This window comes from Microcoleus sp. bin48.metabat.b7b8b9.023 (assembly GCF_013299185.1).
Taxonomy (GTDB): Bacteria; Cyanobacteriota; Cyanobacteriia; order Cyanobacteriales; family Microcoleaceae; genus Microcoleus.
Map to the genome: position 1 here is coordinate 1 of NZ_JAAFKG010000051.1, position 17,016 is coordinate 17,016.

General features: G+C 45.6%; 16 protein-coding genes and 1 pseudogene. 11 read left to right on the plus strand and 6 right to left on the minus strand.

Annotated elements, in window-relative coordinates:
* The 4 genes and pseudogenes from QZW82_RS24125 to QZW82_RS24140 all read left to right on the plus strand — a co-directional run.
* Positions 1–765: pseudogene (locus QZW82_RS24125) on the plus strand (hypothetical protein); the annotation flags it as partial.
* A 72-nt stretch (positions 766–837) separates the two neighbouring features.
* Positions 838–1,062 (plus strand): hypothetical protein, encoded by a 225-nt coding sequence (locus tag QZW82_RS24130; RefSeq protein ID WP_293154000.1) that lies wholly within the window; start codon positions 838–840, stop codon positions 1,060–1,062.
* Positions 1,038–1,535, plus strand: coding sequence for a 2TM domain-containing protein (locus tag QZW82_RS24135; RefSeq protein ID WP_293154002.1), 498 nt, complete (start codon positions 1,038–1,040; stop codon positions 1,533–1,535). Before QZW82_RS24130 ends, QZW82_RS24135 begins: the two co-directional genes overlap by 25 nt.
* Before the next feature lie 295 nt (positions 1,536–1,830).
* A complete protein-coding gene (locus QZW82_RS24140; RefSeq protein ID WP_293154004.1) occupies positions 1,831–2,205 on the plus strand; it encodes a hypothetical protein in 375 nt (124 codons plus the stop codon).
* 83 nt (positions 2,206–2,288) lie between these two features.
* On the opposite strand, the gene QZW82_RS24145 is transcribed toward QZW82_RS24140, so the two are convergent.
* Positions 2,289–2,555 (minus strand): hypothetical protein, encoded by a 267-nt coding sequence (locus QZW82_RS24145; protein ID WP_293154006.1) that lies wholly within the window; start codon positions 2,553–2,555, stop codon positions 2,289–2,291.
* A gap of 417 nt (positions 2,556–2,972) precedes the next feature.
* Between QZW82_RS24145 and QZW82_RS24150 the strand changes: the two genes are divergently transcribed.
* From QZW82_RS24150 to QZW82_RS24160, 3 genes are all read left to right on the plus strand, one after another.
* Positions 2,973–4,190 (plus strand): hypothetical protein, encoded by a 1,218-nt coding sequence (locus QZW82_RS24150; RefSeq protein ID WP_293154008.1) that lies wholly within the window; start codon positions 2,973–2,975, stop codon positions 4,188–4,190.
* A 10-nt stretch (positions 4,191–4,200) separates the two neighbouring features.
* Positions 4,201–4,461 (plus strand): hypothetical protein, encoded by a 261-nt coding sequence (locus QZW82_RS24155; protein ID WP_293154010.1) that lies wholly within the window; start codon positions 4,201–4,203, stop codon positions 4,459–4,461.
* A gap of 235 nt (positions 4,462–4,696) precedes the next feature.
* On the plus strand, positions 4,697–5,335 hold the full coding sequence (locus tag QZW82_RS24160) for a restriction endonuclease subunit R (RefSeq protein ID WP_293154012.1): 639 nt from the start codon (positions 4,697–4,699) through the stop codon (positions 5,333–5,335).
* A 226-nt stretch (positions 5,336–5,561) separates the two neighbouring features.
* Here QZW82_RS24160 and QZW82_RS24165 read toward each other — a convergent pair whose 3' ends face one another.
* Positions 5,562–7,739, minus strand: coding sequence for a restriction endonuclease (locus QZW82_RS24165; protein WP_293154014.1), 2,178 nt, complete (start codon positions 7,737–7,739; stop codon positions 5,562–5,564).
* 224 nt (positions 7,740–7,963) lie between these two features.
* Here QZW82_RS24165 and QZW82_RS24170 point away from each other — a divergent pair, with 224 nt between their 5' ends.
* A complete protein-coding gene (locus tag QZW82_RS24170; protein WP_293154016.1) occupies positions 7,964–8,566 on the plus strand; it encodes a Uma2 family endonuclease in 603 nt (200 codons plus the stop codon).
* 445 nt (positions 8,567–9,011) lie between these two features.
* On the opposite strand, the gene QZW82_RS24175 is transcribed toward QZW82_RS24170, so the two are convergent.
* The 3 genes from QZW82_RS24175 to QZW82_RS24185 form a co-directional block, all read right to left on the minus strand.
* Positions 9,012–9,347, minus strand: a complete 336-nt coding sequence (locus QZW82_RS24175; protein ID WP_293154020.1) for a ribulose bisphosphate carboxylase small subunit — start codon at positions 9,345–9,347, stop codon at positions 9,012–9,014.
* Positions 9,348–9,392: 45 nt separating this feature from the next.
* Entirely contained in the window at positions 9,393–9,806 is a 414-nt protein-coding gene (locus QZW82_RS24180) for a chaperonin family protein RbcX (protein ID WP_293154023.1), read from the minus strand.
* A gap of 135 nt (positions 9,807–9,941) precedes the next feature.
* A complete protein-coding gene (locus tag QZW82_RS24185; protein ID WP_293154026.1) occupies positions 9,942–11,372 on the minus strand; it encodes a form I ribulose bisphosphate carboxylase large subunit in 1,431 nt (476 codons plus the stop codon).
* A gap of 552 nt (positions 11,373–11,924) precedes the next feature.
* Between QZW82_RS24185 and QZW82_RS24190 the strand changes: the two genes are divergently transcribed.
* On the plus strand, positions 11,925–13,685 hold the full coding sequence (locus QZW82_RS24190) for a serine/threonine-protein kinase (RefSeq protein ID WP_293154029.1): 1,761 nt from the start codon (positions 11,925–11,927) through the stop codon (positions 13,683–13,685).
* Between the two features lie 607 nt (positions 13,686–14,292).
* On the opposite strand, the gene QZW82_RS24195 is transcribed toward QZW82_RS24190, so the two are convergent.
* A complete protein-coding gene (locus tag QZW82_RS24195) occupies positions 14,293–15,033 on the minus strand; it encodes a hypothetical protein (RefSeq protein WP_293154032.1) in 741 nt (246 codons plus the stop codon).
* Positions 15,034–15,275: 242 nt separating this feature from the next.
* Between QZW82_RS24195 and QZW82_RS24200 the strand changes: the two genes are divergently transcribed.
* Entirely contained in the window at positions 15,276–15,773 is a 498-nt protein-coding gene (locus QZW82_RS24200; RefSeq protein WP_293154035.1) for a GNAT family N-acetyltransferase, read from the plus strand.
* Positions 15,774–15,793: 20 nt separating this feature from the next.
* Positions 15,794–17,002: a precorrin-6y C5,15-methyltransferase (decarboxylating) subunit CbiE gene (cbiE, locus tag QZW82_RS24205; RefSeq protein ID WP_293154038.1), complete on the plus strand. Its 1,209-nt coding sequence runs from the start codon at positions 15,794–15,796 to the stop codon at positions 17,000–17,002.
* The last annotated feature ends 14 nt before the right edge of the window (positions 17,003–17,016 follow it).

Genomic DNA, 17,016 nt, shown 5'->3' on the forward strand with positions numbered 1-17,016 from the left:
TTTAATGCTTGTTGCAGAGTTTCCTTTGTCTCGGAACTGAGAAAGTTTTTAGCAGGCATTGACTTTTTCTGGATATCATTATGTTATATTATACCAATATGCGTTTTAAATGCACAACAGCTTACTGGCTCAGATATTGATGGAAGTGCTGTAATATCTAAATCGGGGAAATTGTTTTGTGCGATTGAAAAACAATACATTGCAGGTAACGGCGGAGTCCTCAAACTAAATCCCAACAAAGAACCGAATGCCAGCGTCGAATGGTTTTTACCTACCGGAAATCGCCGACTTTCAGGCTGGGAAGGGGGGATAATCGGTTCGGTGGCGTTGAATGATGAGTACAATCCTGGGGGGTTTCCAGCGCTATTTGCCACAAATGCGATCGATGGCAATTTGTACATCGGTTCCCAAGATACGATTACAGGTAAAAAGAATTCTGTACCTTGGCGAAATCAGTCTTACGATACTCCGGTAATTGTGTTTAAAAAGGAGATTGGTTCTTCGATTTCTACTCCGATATTTACTGATGGAAATAAACTAATTAGTGCGGGATATAATGGTGTTTATTTGTTTGAGTTGAAGTGGGAACGAGCGAAGTCGGGAGATAAGAATGCTTTGAAAAATGCTAAGGGCGAGTTTTACCGTTTGAAGGTAAAAGAATCGGGGAGATTTAAGCCGGGTTTATCGTTTGAGGCGACACCTGTTGTTTGGGATGGCATTGTAAGGATTTGCGCGCGGGATGGCTGGATGTATACTTTGGGTTAGAATTGATATTTTGCACAAGACAGCAGCAACAGGCTTTCTGGCCTGTTCCACAAGACAGCCGCAACAAGCAAGATGCCTGTTCCACAATACAGCAGCAACAAGCAAGATGCCTATTCTACAACTAATCTATTATCTTGTAAAACTGGCTTCTTGCTCGTGCGATCGACTTTCGGCAGTTTCCGGGTGTTGAAATCCGCCAATGGCACCACCTACCGTTTAACAGCGCTTATCTCTATCATGGAAAGGATATCAGGAATTATAGGAAACTTGTTATGGCAACAAATGACAGTCAAATAAATCAAATTTACGGTGCGGAGGATGCTCAAGGTATTTTACAGCTTGCGATCGCACGGCGACAAGATGACGGCGAACTTTCCCGAGTGCAGCTTTTCGAGATTGGGGCGGAATTAGGCATTTCCGAACAGGATATCGTGGCGGCGGAACAGCAATGGTTAGCCACTAGAGGGGAATCTCAAGACAAGCTGGTTTTTAACTCTTACCGTCGCGGCAAATTGCGAAAAAACTTGACAAAGTACGGCATTGTCAATACTTTTTTAGTTTTGTTTAATCTAGCAGGATCCCACGAGCTTTCTTGGTCACTCTTCATTTTACTAGCCTGGGGATTGGGATTGTCGCTGAATGCTTGGAATGTTTATCAAACTGAAGGGGAAGATTACGAACAAGCTTTTCAGAGGTGGCGTTTGAAGAAACAGGTGGGACAGTCGATAGGTACGGCGACGGATAAGTTTGTGAAGTGGTTGCAGTCTTGATATTCAGTCACTTGTTTGTCAGTAACAGATTTATTACCTTAACTTCGCAATTACACAGGAAACTAATCAATTTTAACATCAGTCTCCATCGCGCGGAGTTCCGCTTTGAGATGAGGATTTAACCCCCAGGCCTGCTATTGCGAAGCAGCCCAAATCAGTTGCAAATGTAATTAAGTACCCGCAGCGTAGTTATGCCTCTTCGTGAATCGTCCAATCCCAACCTCAAGCAAAAAATGCTATAATACCAACTTTAACTGCTAAAAATATCCGCGAGCCGAAAACACAAGAAAATCTTATGGTGATTATTACCTCACAAGAAATTGCCCAATTTCGATCGCAATTAGCGGAATATCCCGCAGCCCTCAAAGCCCTAGACGAAATCGAAGATTGTGAAGGCAACATCGAAGATGCAGCTATTTCTCTAGCAATTCAAGCTGGACAAGAACCGAATATCTCTGAAAACTGGTTGGACGGATTGGCAAAAAGATGCCGCGTTGCTATTTGCAAATCTGAGATAAAAGAAGATTTGATAAACGGACAATTGAATGCTGCTTTTAGAGATTTAGTTGCTGCCAAAACTTGCCCGCAGATTTTGGTGACATCGGTGATTATTTATGTATTTAAAACTGGGGTAAATGATTTTTGCGAGCCTCTTGAATATCAATTGTAAAGGTATCGATGGAGTTAAGATTCCCCAATTTCCTAAAACATGATACAACGAGGGGATTGCGTAGAGATAGCTACGCTTATCTACTACTGTGCGCGGCTGTAGCCCGCAGGCACGACATCCGGTGACAAACCCAAAGATTTCCCCAGCAAGCGAGCAAGTTGCACTAAAAAATTAGCAGTATCTTCGTCACCTTCCCGGGCCATTGAAGCTGATATCTGGATTAGCATCTGCACAAATCCCGCATCTATTAAATCGGAACAGGAACTTAAAACCTCTGGTTCCTGGCCGTTGGGACAGGTAAGCACTCGCTCGATCAAGTTCAAATAAGCCTCTTGACGTTCTGAATTCATTTTGGGGGGAAATGTACAGTAAATAATTTATTATTACGTTTAACTCGGTTCTGTCAATCAGGCGATCGAATATGCGATCCCCGTCTTTCCTCTAGAAACTCCATTCAGTCAGGAATAGACAGAAGCTTAAAGAAAATCTTAAGTTTTTTGATGCTACTTGAGTGGAACTCTCGGTGGGCAGTACGCGCCCTAAAATTCAAGGGTAAGGTGCTTGTAGCTCTACCTTATACCAATTTTTTATGAGGCTGCATAGAATCCGATCCCCCCTTAGCTTGCCCCCTACTCCCCCTTAATAAGAGGGGGGGACAAGATTATTCTCAAAGTCCCCCGACTATTCGGGGGATGCGAGGGGGATCGAGATATGTGCAACGACCCATTAAATTGGTATTAGGATTCAACGGAATTAGGGATATAAAAATGAAAATAGGAATATTTTTAGGAAATCTAGGAAATCCCGCCATCTACTATCCGACACTAGGCAAAATTACTGGGGGAGTCGCAGCGAGCATTTTTCTGTGCCAATTATTGCAATGGCAAACACAACAGTCTAACTCCGGCGAATGGGTGAAAACTAACAGCAGCGAAATTGAAAAAGCTACTGGTTTAAATCGCGAAGAACAGGAATTAGCGATACGGCTGCTGAAAGTGCGATCGCTCCTGAAGGAAAAATCAACAAATCGCAACACTCTCGAACTCTGGGCGGATATTGATGCTTTCGAGGAAAAATTTAATAACTTGTTGACACGTACTTCCGGCGATACCACAACACAAACAAGCCGCGAAAACAACAATGTTCCTGTAGAAATAGTAGCCGAAACTTACCCCCCAGAGCGTACAGTTAAAACAGACAAATTTTTCGGGCAACCCCGCCAGCAAATAGCGGTTGCAGTCAATCCCAATTACCGATTTAGCGGGCCTTGGAATTCCCAAGAAGAACTGCATAACTTTCAACGAGCTTTAGAAGAATATGCCAGACAGCATAACTTATGGTTTGGTAATCCTTCGGGATGGGCTTTTAAAATTATTGATAGCATGACAAAGGGCTTAACTTCGACTTTTTGGGACGAGTTTATCGCGGGAATTCCTTTAGGAGAAAGTCAGAAAGTTAAGCGGGAGTGGGAAATTGAGCCGGAAGTGCCTTATCCGGCGTTTGAGGAGGAGCGAATTCAGTATTACGTGCACAAGGGCGAACCGCTGGAAGCAGCGGTATCTAAAGCCCGCGCTGATTTGAGAAATCCGGTTTTGGGTAAGGATTTGTGGGAGGGTTTTTTGCGAAAGTGCGATCGTATTGCTGATGATGCCCTCAAAGCAAAACAGCAGGGCGTTGACACACCATATCTGCCGTCTTCCTTCAACGAAAAACCGCAAATCACCAAGGATAGCGTGATGCGGAAATTAGGGGCGATCGCGCCGCAATTTGCCCTGAATCAATCGATACCTGAAACAATCCCAGAACCCCCAAAGCTCGAACAACAACAGCAGCCGACTACCGACGAAATCCCGAGTATTTTCTTTTTACAAAAAGCTTACAATAGTGCGATCGGTCGAAGTATAGTTGAAAAACAAATATCTGCGAATCCAGACTGGGGCTACGAAATTGTTGACGGTGAAATAGTCGAATCAATCCCTTTTTAATGAGGCTAAAATGAAACGAATTAGCGATATAAATCCGCTGGGTATTGAGCGGCAGAGCCCTTCAACTTCAGAAAGAGAAAAATTGCGCCAGCAAAGATTGCAGCACGATAAATATTTAGGTTTTCAGCAGTTAACAGAACTTTGCACCTTGCGCGAATACCACATGGCAAAACAACTTGCAGCCAGACATTCTAGTTGGGGTTATGAAATAGTTGATGGAGTTGTAGTGGAGCAGATGGATAAGGTTCGTAGTGAGGACTTTAGTCCTTAAAGTTATGAAATAGTTGATCGAGTTTTAATCGCTCAGATGGATAAGGTTCGTAGTGAGGACTTTAGTCCTTAAAGTTATGAAATAGTCGATCGAGTTCTAATCGCTCAGATGGATAAGGTTCGTAGTGAGGACTTTAGTCCTTAAAGCAAAAGATAAACGGACTGAAGTCCTTACTACGAACCTAATTTTGCGAATATGTTAAAATTACAAGAGAGACTTAATTGGTTTGAAAGCTATGACAGTTATTAATGCCAAAAATCTAACGCTCAATGAAGTTAGTGATTTTTTGAAGTTTCAACAAATATTTAATAACGATACGTACACAACCTTTTTATCATTAGAATCCTTAACAGAGATAGAACAGCTAGAACTCGTACAAATTCGCAACGATTTTCGCGAGTACCTCTCTGTTGAAAGAGTCTCTGAAGGACTCGTACAAGCTCTGACTACCTTTCCTTTAATGCGATTGGCTGGGTTTTACCGCCGCCCAATCAAGATGAGTCTAGAACAAGACATTGCTAACATAACTATAGAAGATGAAGACACAACGATTACAGGCAGATTTGACATTTTAGCAATCAATAAAGAGAAACAAATCGCGACTGATATAGGATTTTGGATTTTAGTAATAGAATCTAAAAACAGTCTAATTGCTCCCCGTGCCGGTTTGCCCCAACTTCTAACTTACGCCTGTAAAAGTTTAGAATATCAAGAGTCTGTCTGGGGATTGGCAACTAGCGGAGAGTTTTATCAGTTTGTCAATATCCGCAGAGGAAACCCCCCAACCTATCAGCTAATGCCATTTCTGACTTTGATGGAACCCGAACCTTCAATTTTGTTGTTGCAAGTTTTAAAAGCTATTTGCAAGCTATAGCCGAAGGATATCATGTCCTATCAATTAGCGACGCGCGATCGATAATGTTTGTAGTGAGGACTTTAATCGATAATGTTTGTAGTGAGGACTTTAGTCGTTCGATTGTAAGGACTAAAGTCCTCACTACGAACCTTTTTTATTATGGTAATCGACCGAACCTGAGATCGTTGATAATTGGTAATTGGTAATTGCTGCCAACTGTCAACTGTCAACTGCTATAGATTCGTTATTTTTTAGCTCGCATCACTAGATCGATTAACTGTTCTCGTCCCCAGAGTTTTACTCCATTCGCTTGAGCCAGTTTATGAGCATTGGATGTAAAATTACTGTTGGTAATCACGATCGCATCCTGTGCCCCGTAATACTTAACCGCACTAACCACTTCTTGCACGGCAGAATTTCCCACTTTTCCTTGATAGCGTTTTGCCTGGATAACGGTTTTCTTTCCCGCTTTAGAGAGAATCAAGTCAGCACCAAAATCCCCCGTTTTGGGTGTCATTTCGACCGCATAACCGAGATTGCGAAAACAGCAGGCTAAAAATTCCTCAAACTCTTCTCCTGTCATTCTATCGACCCGATCGATTAAATACCCAATCTCTGGTACTTCTAACTGGGTATAACCTGCTAAAATATCCTTAAATTTTTTCAGCAGAATTGCGCTCAACTTACTAGAAGGAAGATGAGAAGATAAGGGGCGAGTTTGCGAGCCATCATCGCTTAAATTTCCATTTTTTGGCACTTCTAACAGCTTAGAAACTGCTAAAACCTGCTTGAATTTTTTCAGCATATTTGTACTAAACTTAGTAGAAGAAGAATGAGCAGAAGAGGAAGTTTGCGATTCAGACTGGACTTCAGTTTGTGCTGGTATAGGTTCCGATACCGCATCCTCGATCGAAGTTTGCTGCACTTGCTCTTGGGCTTGCTTTCTTTTACTCAAAACAGCCCGTTTAATTTTCAGCAAAATTTTCCCCTCTCGCTCATTAATTTCACCGTCAGCCTCGATCGTCTCAGTGCATCGCTTTAAAAGTGGTTCGGCAAAGTCGAGTTCGAGTTGTTCGAGTAAAACATCCAACTTGGGAGGCAATTTAGACTTATTTTTCACAGATTCAATCTCAGCTAAACACGTGGAATTTAAATTCGCAGCTTGTAATTGCGCTAAAAACTCATCCCATTTGGTGAATTGTTGGGTGGTATAGACGACATAGACTAAAATCCAATCCATTAGTGTTTCTTGTGCGATCGCTCTTTCTAAATATTGCTCGCTTTCCGCTTGCAATACCTCTCGTAAATCTTCGAGCTTGGTTTCGATTTCCGAGGAATCGAGATGCGCTTCGTAAAACCGACAAGCACCGTATCCCAGCGAGTAAATCATTGCCGCACTGGCGCTAGCATTAATCACCGCACCCGCCAAGGGAATATTACTAACAAGCGTAACTCCAGCTTCGATCGCTAAGTTGCTACCCAAGGATAAACCGAAAATAGCGACAACTTCTTTTTTGCGATCGCTCGATCGCAAATCCATACCATAGGCGGCAGCAATTTGATAAACCAACTCGGCAGATAAGGCCGTCATTGCCGCTAAATCCATGCCAGCCAACGCCAAAGCCGCGCCCGGAACTAAACTGCTAACCAAGCCACTTCCTGCCGCTAGCAAGGCTTTTTCCACCATTAAGCGATGTGCGATTTCTTGAGGTTTCTCGTGAGGATATTGGCGCTGCAACTCTCGAACTTGCGCCTCGGCAGTCACGACATCAACAGTATCGATCGCCCTGACTAACCAGTCAATTTTGAACTTTTCAGTCAGTTTTTTCAAGATAGGACTTTGGGAAATCAAATCGAGGGCTGAACCCAAAAAATTGGGAACTTGCATTGCTGTACTGCCGGCACTCGCAGCCGCATTTCCTACCGCACTCGCTGTATTCGCGATCGCATCTCCAGCACTCGCAGCCACATTGCCTATCGAACTAACAGTATTAACAATCGCACTTCCAGCATTACCTGCTGCGTCCCCCACAGCATTCGCAGTATTCGCGATCGCACTTCCAGCACTCGCAGCAGCATTTCCTACTGCACTCGCCGTATTCACAATCGCATCTCCAGCACTCGCAGCCACATTGCCTATCGAACTAACAGTATTAACAATCGCACTTCCAGCATTACCTGCTGCGTCCCCCACAGCATTCGCAGTATTCGCGATCGTACTTCCGGCACTCGCTGCCACATTTCCTACCGCACTCGCCTTTGCAGAGACTACTCCGAATACCGAACCGAACCAATTTGATGTATCTCCTGGTTCAGACTGCACCTTCGATTCCGATCGATCGTTGGTTTCTGCTATTTCGGTTGCTGGCGGAACTGCTTCTGAGTGGGTACTGTCTGTTTCGATTTCGTTGTTATCCGGCATTGGTTTACTTTGGGGTGACGTTTTCTTTGTAATAATGCAATGCAATTATTCCGCTGGCGGATTCTTGTCTTTTGCAGTGCCAGCAGGACGATCTCGCTCTCTGATTGTAAATCATTTTAAGTCGTTAAACAATACTCCCCGATCGACTAAAACTGTCGATCGCCAAGCTAAGATCGGGTAAGCTCAAGGTATTCTGTCACGCCTACACCAAATGAGGAAAAACCATGACGACGCTGCTAATTCAAACCCAAAGCGTCCCAATGACGGTCAATCTCCCTGCGATCGAATCGATGACTGTTGAACAGTTTTATGAATTCTGTCTAGTTAATCGCGATTTGAGAATTGAACGTACTGCCACTGGGGAAGTTATCATTATGTCACCAGCCTTTTCAGATACAGGGAACCGCAACATTAAAATTGCTCAGCAACTTGCGAACTGGGCAGAACAAGATGGCACAGGTGAAGCGTTTGATTCCAGTGCCGGCTTTACCTTGCCGAATGGAGCAACCAGATCCCCCGATGTCTCATGGATTAAACTAAAGCGCTGGAATGCCTTAACTGAAGAACAAAAAGCCTCATTTGCACCGATTTGTCCAGACTTTGTGATTGAATTGCGGTCTGCTAGTGACACTCTCAAGGGATTGCAAAAAAAGATGCAAGAATATATTGATAACGGTGTATCACTCGGATTGTTGATCGATCGCCAAAACCGAAAAGTCTACATCTACCGTCCCGATCGAGAAGCTGAAATCTTGGATAATCCTGAAACAGTGAGCGGCGATCCGGAGTTACCAGGATTTGTCTTGCGGATGGCAAAAATCTGGTGATTTAGATTGTTAGATAACAGTTGACAGTTATGAATAGAATAGTACCGGAATCAAAACCGTTTATGAAGCAAGGGTTCAGGGTTCTATTCATGAGGCTATTTATGTCCGCGTTTGATATAGCAATCCTAAATCATTTTTGAATTTCTTACTCCCTCCCCTGATTCATGGGCAGGGTTGGGGTGGGGTCAAAAATTTAGGACTCATTTAGGATTGCTATATAGCAACCGCCACAGCGGTTAGGACATTCAGGAGCTCATGAATAGAGGCGCCAACCCTCTACCATCAACGATTTGATACCTCTACCATGTAACTGTCAACTGTCAACTGTCAACTGTCAACTGCTATAGTGGCGGTTGCTATACAAAAAAAAGAGGCAGGGAATATTCCCCGCCTCAAATCTGTAATGACTGTTAATCTAAAAGTTAGATTAGCCAGCCAATACTTTTTAGTAGCCTCTGGTGTTTGGCTTGTGCACGATGAAGCTCAGCACTTGGCATTGCTTCACGTTGTCAAAACCCATGACGCGGATGTAGCAGGTGGGGTTTTCAGAGCGGCAAGCTTGAACTTCAGTCATGATTTCTTGGACGCTGCGAGCACCAAACAAAGGCAACTTCCACAATGTCCAGTAGCGCATTTCGGCGGCAGAGGTTTCGTTGAATTCTACGCCGGGAATGTAGCCTTGATCCAAGATGTATTGCAGTTGCTTGGCAATTTGGGCGTCTGTCAGCGGGGGCAAATATGACAGAGTTTCGTAACGACGCTCTTTAGGTAAAGTCTTCATTTTTTGTATCTCTAAGGTGTGTGTTCGATCGCACTTCTCGATCGATTAACTCGACAAATTATCTAGATTCGGTTCAGAATCTATTGAGGATGTTTCAGGATTGCTGCTAGCCACAGACCAATTAAGCTGCGTAATTCGCTCCAAATGCTGGCGTCTGTGTTCCATATTCGCCTGTTGAATGCCAGTACAAACCATTTCTGGCAAAAATTCCGTCACATCGTGAGCCAGATACTCTCGCACAGTCATGATCCGAAATCCTAAATCTTGATTTTCCCTCAGCAGTTCCTCAATGTAAGCTTCTCCATCTTGGATTTTGCCCTTGGTGGAAAAGTCATTCAGCCAGATTGCCAGAGGAGGATTGGTTTCGCTCAACTGAGCTACAACAATCCGCACGGATTGATAGGTTAGGTAACTTGCCAGCACCTTAGCGGTGTCTTTCGCAACTTGTTTGAGATCCATTTGACCCCAGCTCCCTCAAATTTTAGGTTTTGAATTTTAGATTTTGGATGCAAACTTACTTGTAAATCTTCTTCAAAGATAAAGACTTAACAGCAAGTTTGCGACCTAAAACCTAAAATCTCTAACCAAAAATCATCAAACGGTATCCATTGCCTCGAACTCAAACTTGATTTCTTTCCAGAGTTCGCAAGCAACAGCCAGTTCAGGGCTCCATTTGCAAGCTTCGCGAATGATGTCTCCGCCTTCGCGCATCAGGTTGCGGCCTTCGTTACGAGCTTGAACGCAAGCTTCCAATGCAACGCGGTTAGCTGCTGCACCAGGTGCGTTACCCCAAGGGTGGCCCAAGGTGCCGCCGCCGAACTGCAAGCAGGAGTCGTCGCCGAAGATTTCAACCAAAGCTGGCATATGCCAGATGTGGATACCACCGGATGCAACTGGCATGACACCAGGCATGGAGGCCCAATCTTGGGTGAAGTAAATACCGCGGCTGCGGTCTTCTTCGATGTGGTCTTCGCGCATCAAGTCTACGAAGCCCATCGTGATGCCTTTTTCGCCTTCGAGTTTGCCCACAACTGTACCGGAGTGCAGGTGGTCGCCGCCGGACATCCGCAAGCACTTGGCAAGCACGCGGAAGTGGATACCGTGGTTTTTTTGACGGTCAATAACGGCGTGCATGGCGCGGTGAATGTGCAACAGAATACCGTTGCGACGGCACCATTTGGCCAAGCTGGTGTTTGCAGTGAAACCACCGGTCAGGTAGTCGTGCATGATGATGGGGGTTTTGATTTCTTTGGCGAATTCAGCCCGTTCCATCATTTCTTCAAAGGTAGGGGCGGTTACGTTTAAGTAGTGACCCTTGACTTCGCCGGTTTCTGCTTGAGCTTTTTCAATAGCTTCTTGAACGAACAAGAAACGATCGCGCCAACGCATGAATGGTTGCGAGTTGATGTTTTCGTCGTCTTTGGTGAAGTCCAAACCGCCGCGCAGAACTTCGTAAACGGCACGGCCGTAGTTCTTAGCAGACAGACCCAATTTGGGCTTAATTGTACAACCCAGCAAAGGACGGCCGTACTTGTTCAATTTGTCGCGCTCAACGGTAATACCGTGAGGAGGGCCTTGGAATGTTTTCAGGTAAGCAATGGGAATCCGCAAGTCTTCTAAACGGAGAGCGCGCAGAGCTTTGAAACCGAACACGTTACCGACCAAAGAGGTCAGCAGATTGGTGACGGAACCTTCTTCAAACAAATCCAAAGGATAAGCGATGAAGCAGATGTATTGGTTGTCTTCACCGGGAACTGGCTCGATGTCGTAGCAGCGACCTTTGTAGCGGTCGAGGTCGGTCAGGAGGTCAGTCCACACAGTTGTCCATGTACCGGTGGAAGATTCAGCGGCCACAGCAGCTCCAGCTTCTTCTGGGGGAACTCCTGGCTGAGGTGTGACGCGGAATGCTGCCAAAATATCTGTATCTTTCGGCGTGTAGTCCGGTGTGTAATACGTTAGTTTATAGTCTTGAACTCCGGCTTTATACCCAGCCTTTGATTGAGTTTGGGTTTGCGCGTAAGCCATATCTCGCTTCCTAGTATTCGCTTAATTTTTTTGCCCGATCGCAGGCTCTTAGAAATATATCAATAAAGTGGCGCACTGCAATTTTAATATTCTTTTAATCATCATAAGTATTGTTTATTTAGCTTTACATTAGGAAATCTTATGTAACATATCTTATCAAACAAAAGTGGCGAAGGATGCAGGGGTAAGTGCTGGGGATCGATGAGATTTTAGATTTTAAATTTTAGATTTTAGATTGGAGAAGGAGAAAAAATTAGTCATAAATACTTAAATCATGGTGGAGATCGATTAAATTATAGATATTAAATTTTGGGTTGGGGGTAGGAAAAAATTAGTTATAAATACTTACAGAACTCCAAAGGTACGTTGTTGGGCTTTAGCCCTCTTCTAATATATGTAAAGAGGGCTGAAGCCCAACAACGTACCTACCTAGAAAGTCAAAAGTCGGCAGCATAGCACATAATATGGACAGGACTTGTGCGGCAAACCGGGTTTCTGCGTTAGCTGCACGTAAGTCTACTATGGATATCTAGTCCCATCTTTACTCTGGTTGTGCCTCACCCCCCTTCGCAAGCCGTCCACTGCATCAATCCAGATTGCCCAAGGCCTTACCCTCAGACTTGGGGCAACAATTTTTGTCAGAGTTGCGGGACTCCGCTGCGGCTAAAAAATCGCTACATACCTCTACAAGGGCTCGGTACCGGGGGTTTTGCAGCAATCTACACAGTTTGGGACACAGAAACTCAAACCGAGCGCGTCCTCAAATTGTTGCTCGAAACTTCTCCGAAAGCGCTAAAACTGTTCGAGCAAGAAGCTTGGGTTTTGGCAATTTTGCGCCACCCCGGGGTTCCAAGAGTCGAGCCGGACGGTTATTTTCACGTGCAAACCCAAAATTTCGGAAGCGGGGATGGAAATGCCACAGCGAGGCGCTTACCTTGTTTGGTAATGGAAAAGATTCACGGCAAAACTCTAGAAGAAATTCTTGAAGATCACCCTCAGGGATGTCCGCAGGAATGGGTGTTTAGCTGGCTGAGTCAAGCTGTGCAAATTTTAGAGGAGTTGCATCGGTGTCAGATTATTCACCGCGACATTAAACCCTCCAATTTGATGCTGCGAGACCCGGAATCGCCCCAAGTCTTGTTGAGTAAGGGTTTGGGCGGTTTGCAGTTGGTGGCGATCGACTTTGGGGGAGTTAAACAGATGGGCGGTGGGGAACCTGCGGGGAAAGATTCTCCGAGCTCGACGCGGTTGATTTCGCCCGGGTACAGCCCGCCGGAACAAATTGTGGGCGGCGGTGTGGTGGCGGCGACGGATTTTTATGCGTTGGGGCGGACTTGCATTCATTTGCTGACGGGGAAGTATCCGGCGGAAATTGAAGATCCGATGACGGGGGAGTTGCGGTGGCGACATATTGTGTCTGTGAGTCCAGCTTTTGCGAATTTGTTGGATGATATGGTGCGATCGAATATACAGCAGCGTCCGGCTTCGGCGTCGGATGTTCGATCGCGCTTGCAGGATATTTATGCTAAGAGTAAGGGCAAAATTGCGTTAGCGCCTGTCAGTCAAGCTATTGTGGAAGTTTGCCGGCAAGTAGTGGTGGCGACGGCGCAAAAAACGGCAAGTTTGACAGTTTTGGTGTTCGGTGCGATCGCCCAAATTGTAGTAGCTTCTCTAGATACGGGCTGGGAAATGGTGCTCGGCGGGATTGGTGGAAGTGCAGGGGCGATCGGCGGTTTAGTTTTAGCCTATTCTTCGCCTATTGGCCCGCAATTTGCGAATTTTTTGAATGAAGGTTTGCACCAATTAATTCCTTATATGAGTTTTAATGTCGGCCCGGAAGTGCTCTTGTTTGCTTTTGCGGGCTGGGGCACTGCGATAGGTTTGACGGATGCGGGGAGTTTTCGCCAGCAAAAACAGTATTGGCTGTCGGGATTGATGGGTGCTCAGGGCTATTTGTTAGCGAGTTTGTGCTGGATGGAAGCGACTGCTTTTAGCGGCGTGCAGGGGATTATTTTGGGGGCATTTGCGATCGCCACTTTAACGATCGGCATGGGTTTGCGGAGTCACCAATTAGCGCACGCTTTGGTGGTGGCTGGTTGTTCGACGGGAATGTTTCTGTTTTTGAATGCTTTGAGCATTTTTCCAGGGAGTTTCTTAGGGATTTTGGATCTGTCGTCTGGTGCTTCCTTCGGCTGGTTGCAGATTGGGAGTTCAATTGCATTTTTTGGTTTGTTGGGAAGTGCGATCGGGCTTTGTTTGGGAGTCAGTCATTATTTAGTTGTGCCTTTGTTAAGGTGGTTGGGTTGGAAGTAGGAATTAACTAATTAAATATTCAACATTTCACCTCAAATTCAGATCCCCCTAAATCCCCCTTAGAAAGGGGAACTTTGAGAAGGCTCTTGTCCCCCCATCGTAGGGGCGGTGCCCCCGTGCCCGCCCTCTCTCGGCTACGAGGAATCTCCGGGTTTTAAAACTCTTGTGGGGTAGGCTTATAGCGGTTCTCACAAAGATGAGGTACGTTGTTGGGCTTGGGCCCTCTTGGTTTCAGCGGTTATACAACCTGCCAGTCATACCTCATCTTTTTGAGAAAGGCTTCTAGCCCGCCCCAAAATCTACAATTTAGAGGCTAGACAGCTTATAATCCAATACGGTTTACTGGTATACCGCCCTGAGGGTAAAACCCTATGATAAATAGATACGGAGATTGCTTCGTTCCTCTCTTCGGACTATTCTAAGTAAACCGTATTGGTGTATAGCGGTTCTCACAAAGATGAGGTACGTTGTTGGGCTTGGGCCCTCTAGTCTGGATGGTTATGTAAGTTCTCAGTCATACCTCATCTTTTTGAAAAAGGCTATAAGCAGCAACTGTCAAAATTATGCGATCGCGTAGATTCATAAAATAGCAACAAAACTGGTTATTTTATTTGATAGTTAATTGGGCTGATTTTGTACGATCGCCCATTTTACCCGCAATCGCAATCTTTCCGGGGCGCAGCGCTCGAAACGTGCCCGGTTGCGCGCCCATATGATGAAAGGTGCGATCGAGTAACGGCCGCGAATTCGGAGGCTTGGTTGGCGCACCAGGCCCCGGTTCCTGATAATCTGGAGTCCGCAGCCCGAAAGTTAATGGGGGTAGCAAATTGCCTTTTGAATCAGAGGCGATCATTTCAAAGGTAATGCGATCGCCCACGCGCACTGTCGCCACTTCTGGCTGAATCCGAACATCCCAATCTGGCGGATAAACAACACCAGACATCAAGAGTGTTTTTTGTCCTGTTTTTGCCAACACGGTAAACTTTCCCGGCGCAATACCCGTCACAGTTCCATCTTGGGAAAGTTGGATAACTTTGGTATCTTGTGACGACCAAACTGCTGGTTTTCCAAACGATGCGAGTTCTGATACTCCGCAATCGGAACCGCTGCCTTCCCCAATTTTTATTTTAACGTTTTTACCTGCAATTAAAGGGTTAACATCTTCAAATTTGTAAGCCAGACAAGGAGTTGTTTTAAAGATACCGAGAGTGGTTTTAAAGATGCCTGCCGTCACCACGATCGCATCCCACGCGGTACAACCAATCGCTACTAATACTAACGCGACTGCGGTTCCATAGCCGACGGTGATTATTTTTTGTTTTCGATCAAACTGATGCCAGTCTCTCATTGTTCTTTCGATCGCACTTTCCTCAAAAGTTACTTGCCTCTAAGGGCGATCGATCTATTTCTGTATGCCAAAAACAAAATTGGCATAGGGTTCGATAAAATATATTAAAATTTCGATATTGTCTAGTGCGAGCTTCTAGATCGCACTGTATGGTTAATCGATCGGATATAATATCATGGTAGACTAGATATTTGGTGAATCAGGTTTTATAAGTTTGCGAACTGTTGACAAATAGAAGTCCAATGATACTTGAAACTGATAGATTGATTTTGACACCGATTGTAGAGAACGATCTCAACAAGCTGCACGCCATTTTTACCGATTCCTATGTCAGGAGATATTTGTGCGACGGTCAAATTTGGTCGCTAGATCCAGTGGAAGAAATGATCGAACAGAACGAACAACTGTTTGGAGAAAAGAAATTCGGCTTGTGGTTTATCGAGAGAAAGAGCGATCGCGAAGTTATTGGATTTGTGGGGTTGTGGTATTTTTTTGAGGAACCGCAGCCGCAGTTGGTTTATGCGCTGTTGCCGAAAGCTATTAAAAAAGGCTACGCTACTGAAGCATCCACCAAAATATTAGAGTATGGTTTTGATGGACTTGGATTAGATTATCTGGTTGCAAGTTGCGATCGCCCAAACATTGAATCATGCAAATTAGCAGCCAGACTCGGGATGAGACAAGTAGAAGAAAGGATTGTCAATGAAAATCCCATATTATTCTTTAGAATCGATAAGTAGTAATTAGCAGTCAGGGCGCAATGCACAAATGGCTTTCGGTGGTGGGAATTGGCGAAGACGGACTTTCGGGATTGAGCGCGATCGCCCTTTCGTTACTCGATCGATCTAAAATCATTGTCGGTGGCGCCCGTCACCTCGCAATGCTACCAACCGACGACACCCGCGAAAAATTAGTTTGGGCTTCACCATTACAAACAACAGTTGACAGCATCATCAGCCGTCGCCCAGAGTCTGTTTGCGTGCTCGCAAGTGGCGATCCGATGTGTCACGGGATTGGTGTCACGCTGTCGCGCCGGATTCCGATCGCCGAAATGACTGTGATTCCCGCAGCATCCGCTTTTAGTCTGGCTTGCGCCCGTTTGGGTTGGCCGTTGGCGGATGTTGAGACTTTCAGTTTAACCAATCGCCCGATCGCCTCGATCGCACTTTCTCTATATCCCGGTGCGCGCTTGCTAGTCTTGAGTGCCGATCGACACACGCCGGGAAAAGTTGCCGAATTGTTGACACAGCGGGGGTTTGGCAGCAGTTTGATGACTGTGTTCGAGCGGATGGGATCGGAGGCGGAACGGCGGATTGAGGGGCTTGCAGCAGCTTGGAATGCGACGGATTTAGCCGATTTGAATGCGATCGCCATTGCAGTTACAGCCGATCGCGAAACTCTGCTCGTTTCCCGCACCTCCGGCTTACCGGATGCAGTCTATCGCCACGATGGACAGTTGACGAAACGGGAGGTTAGAGCCGTTACGCTGTCGGCCTTAGCGCCGATTCCGGGGGAGTTGCTGTGGGATGTGGGGGCGGGCTGCGGTTCGATCGCGATTGAGTGGATGCGGAGTCATCGGAGTTGTCGGGCGATCGCGATCGAGCGCCATCCAACTCGACTGCAATACATCGCTGAAAACGCCTCTAATTTGGGTGTTCCCGAACTCAAAATTATCGCGGGAGAAGCACCGGATGGTTTAGCAAATTTGCCTCAACCAGACGCTATTTTCATCGGTGGTGGTGTCACCGCAGAATCTGTGCTAGAAACTTGTTGGAATGCTTTAGGTAAAGGCGGACGATTGGTGGTGAATGCGGTGACTGTTGAGAGCGAATTTAAGGTTTTGCAGTGGCATTCTTTGCACGGCGGGGAGTTAATTAGAATTGGGATTCAGCGGGTTGGTGCGATCGGTTCTTTTCAGGGTTGGAAGCCGCTTGCACCGGTGACTCAGTGGGCGGTTGTTAAGGGGTAATTCCGATGATTAAA

Coding starts and splice junctions, on each gene's coding strand:
- QZW82_RS24130 (WP_293154000.1), top strand. CDS start 838: ATGCCTGTTCCACAATACAGCAGCAACAAGCAAGATGCCTATTCTACA.
- QZW82_RS24135 (WP_293154002.1), top strand. CDS start 1,038: ATGGCAACAAATGACAGTCAAATAAATCAAATTTACGGTGCGGAGGAT.
- QZW82_RS24140 (WP_293154004.1), top strand. CDS start 1,831: ATGGTGATTATTACCTCACAAGAAATTGCCCAATTTCGATCGCAATTA.
- QZW82_RS24145 (WP_293154006.1), bottom strand. CDS start 2,555: ATGAATTCAGAACGTCAAGAGGCTTATTTGAACTTGATCGAGCGAGTG.
- QZW82_RS24150 (WP_293154008.1), top strand. CDS start 2,973: ATGAAAATAGGAATATTTTTAGGAAATCTAGGAAATCCCGCCATCTAC.
- QZW82_RS24155 (WP_293154010.1), top strand. CDS start 4,201: ATGAAACGAATTAGCGATATAAATCCGCTGGGTATTGAGCGGCAGAGC.
- QZW82_RS24160 (WP_293154012.1), top strand. CDS start 4,697: ATGACAGTTATTAATGCCAAAAATCTAACGCTCAATGAAGTTAGTGAT.
- QZW82_RS24165 (WP_293154014.1), bottom strand. CDS start 7,739: ATGCCGGATAACAACGAAATCGAAACAGACAGTACCCACTCAGAAGCA.
- QZW82_RS24170 (WP_293154016.1), top strand. CDS start 7,964: ATGACGACGCTGCTAATTCAAACCCAAAGCGTCCCAATGACGGTCAAT.
- QZW82_RS24175 (WP_293154020.1), bottom strand. CDS start 9,347: ATGAAGACTTTACCTAAAGAGCGTCGTTACGAAACTCTGTCATATTTG.
- QZW82_RS24180 (WP_293154023.1), bottom strand. CDS start 9,806: ATGGATCTCAAACAAGTTGCGAAAGACACCGCTAAGGTGCTGGCAAGT.
- QZW82_RS24185 (WP_293154026.1), bottom strand. CDS start 11,372: ATGGCTTACGCGCAAACCCAAACTCAATCAAAGGCTGGGTATAAAGCC.
- QZW82_RS24195 (WP_293154032.1), bottom strand. CDS start 15,033: ATGAGAGACTGGCATCAGTTTGATCGAAAACAAAAAATAATCACCGTC.
- QZW82_RS24200 (WP_293154035.1), top strand. CDS start 15,276: ATGATACTTGAAACTGATAGATTGATTTTGACACCGATTGTAGAGAAC.
- cbiE (WP_293154038.1), top strand. CDS start 15,794: ATGCACAAATGGCTTTCGGTGGTGGGAATTGGCGAAGACGGACTTTCG.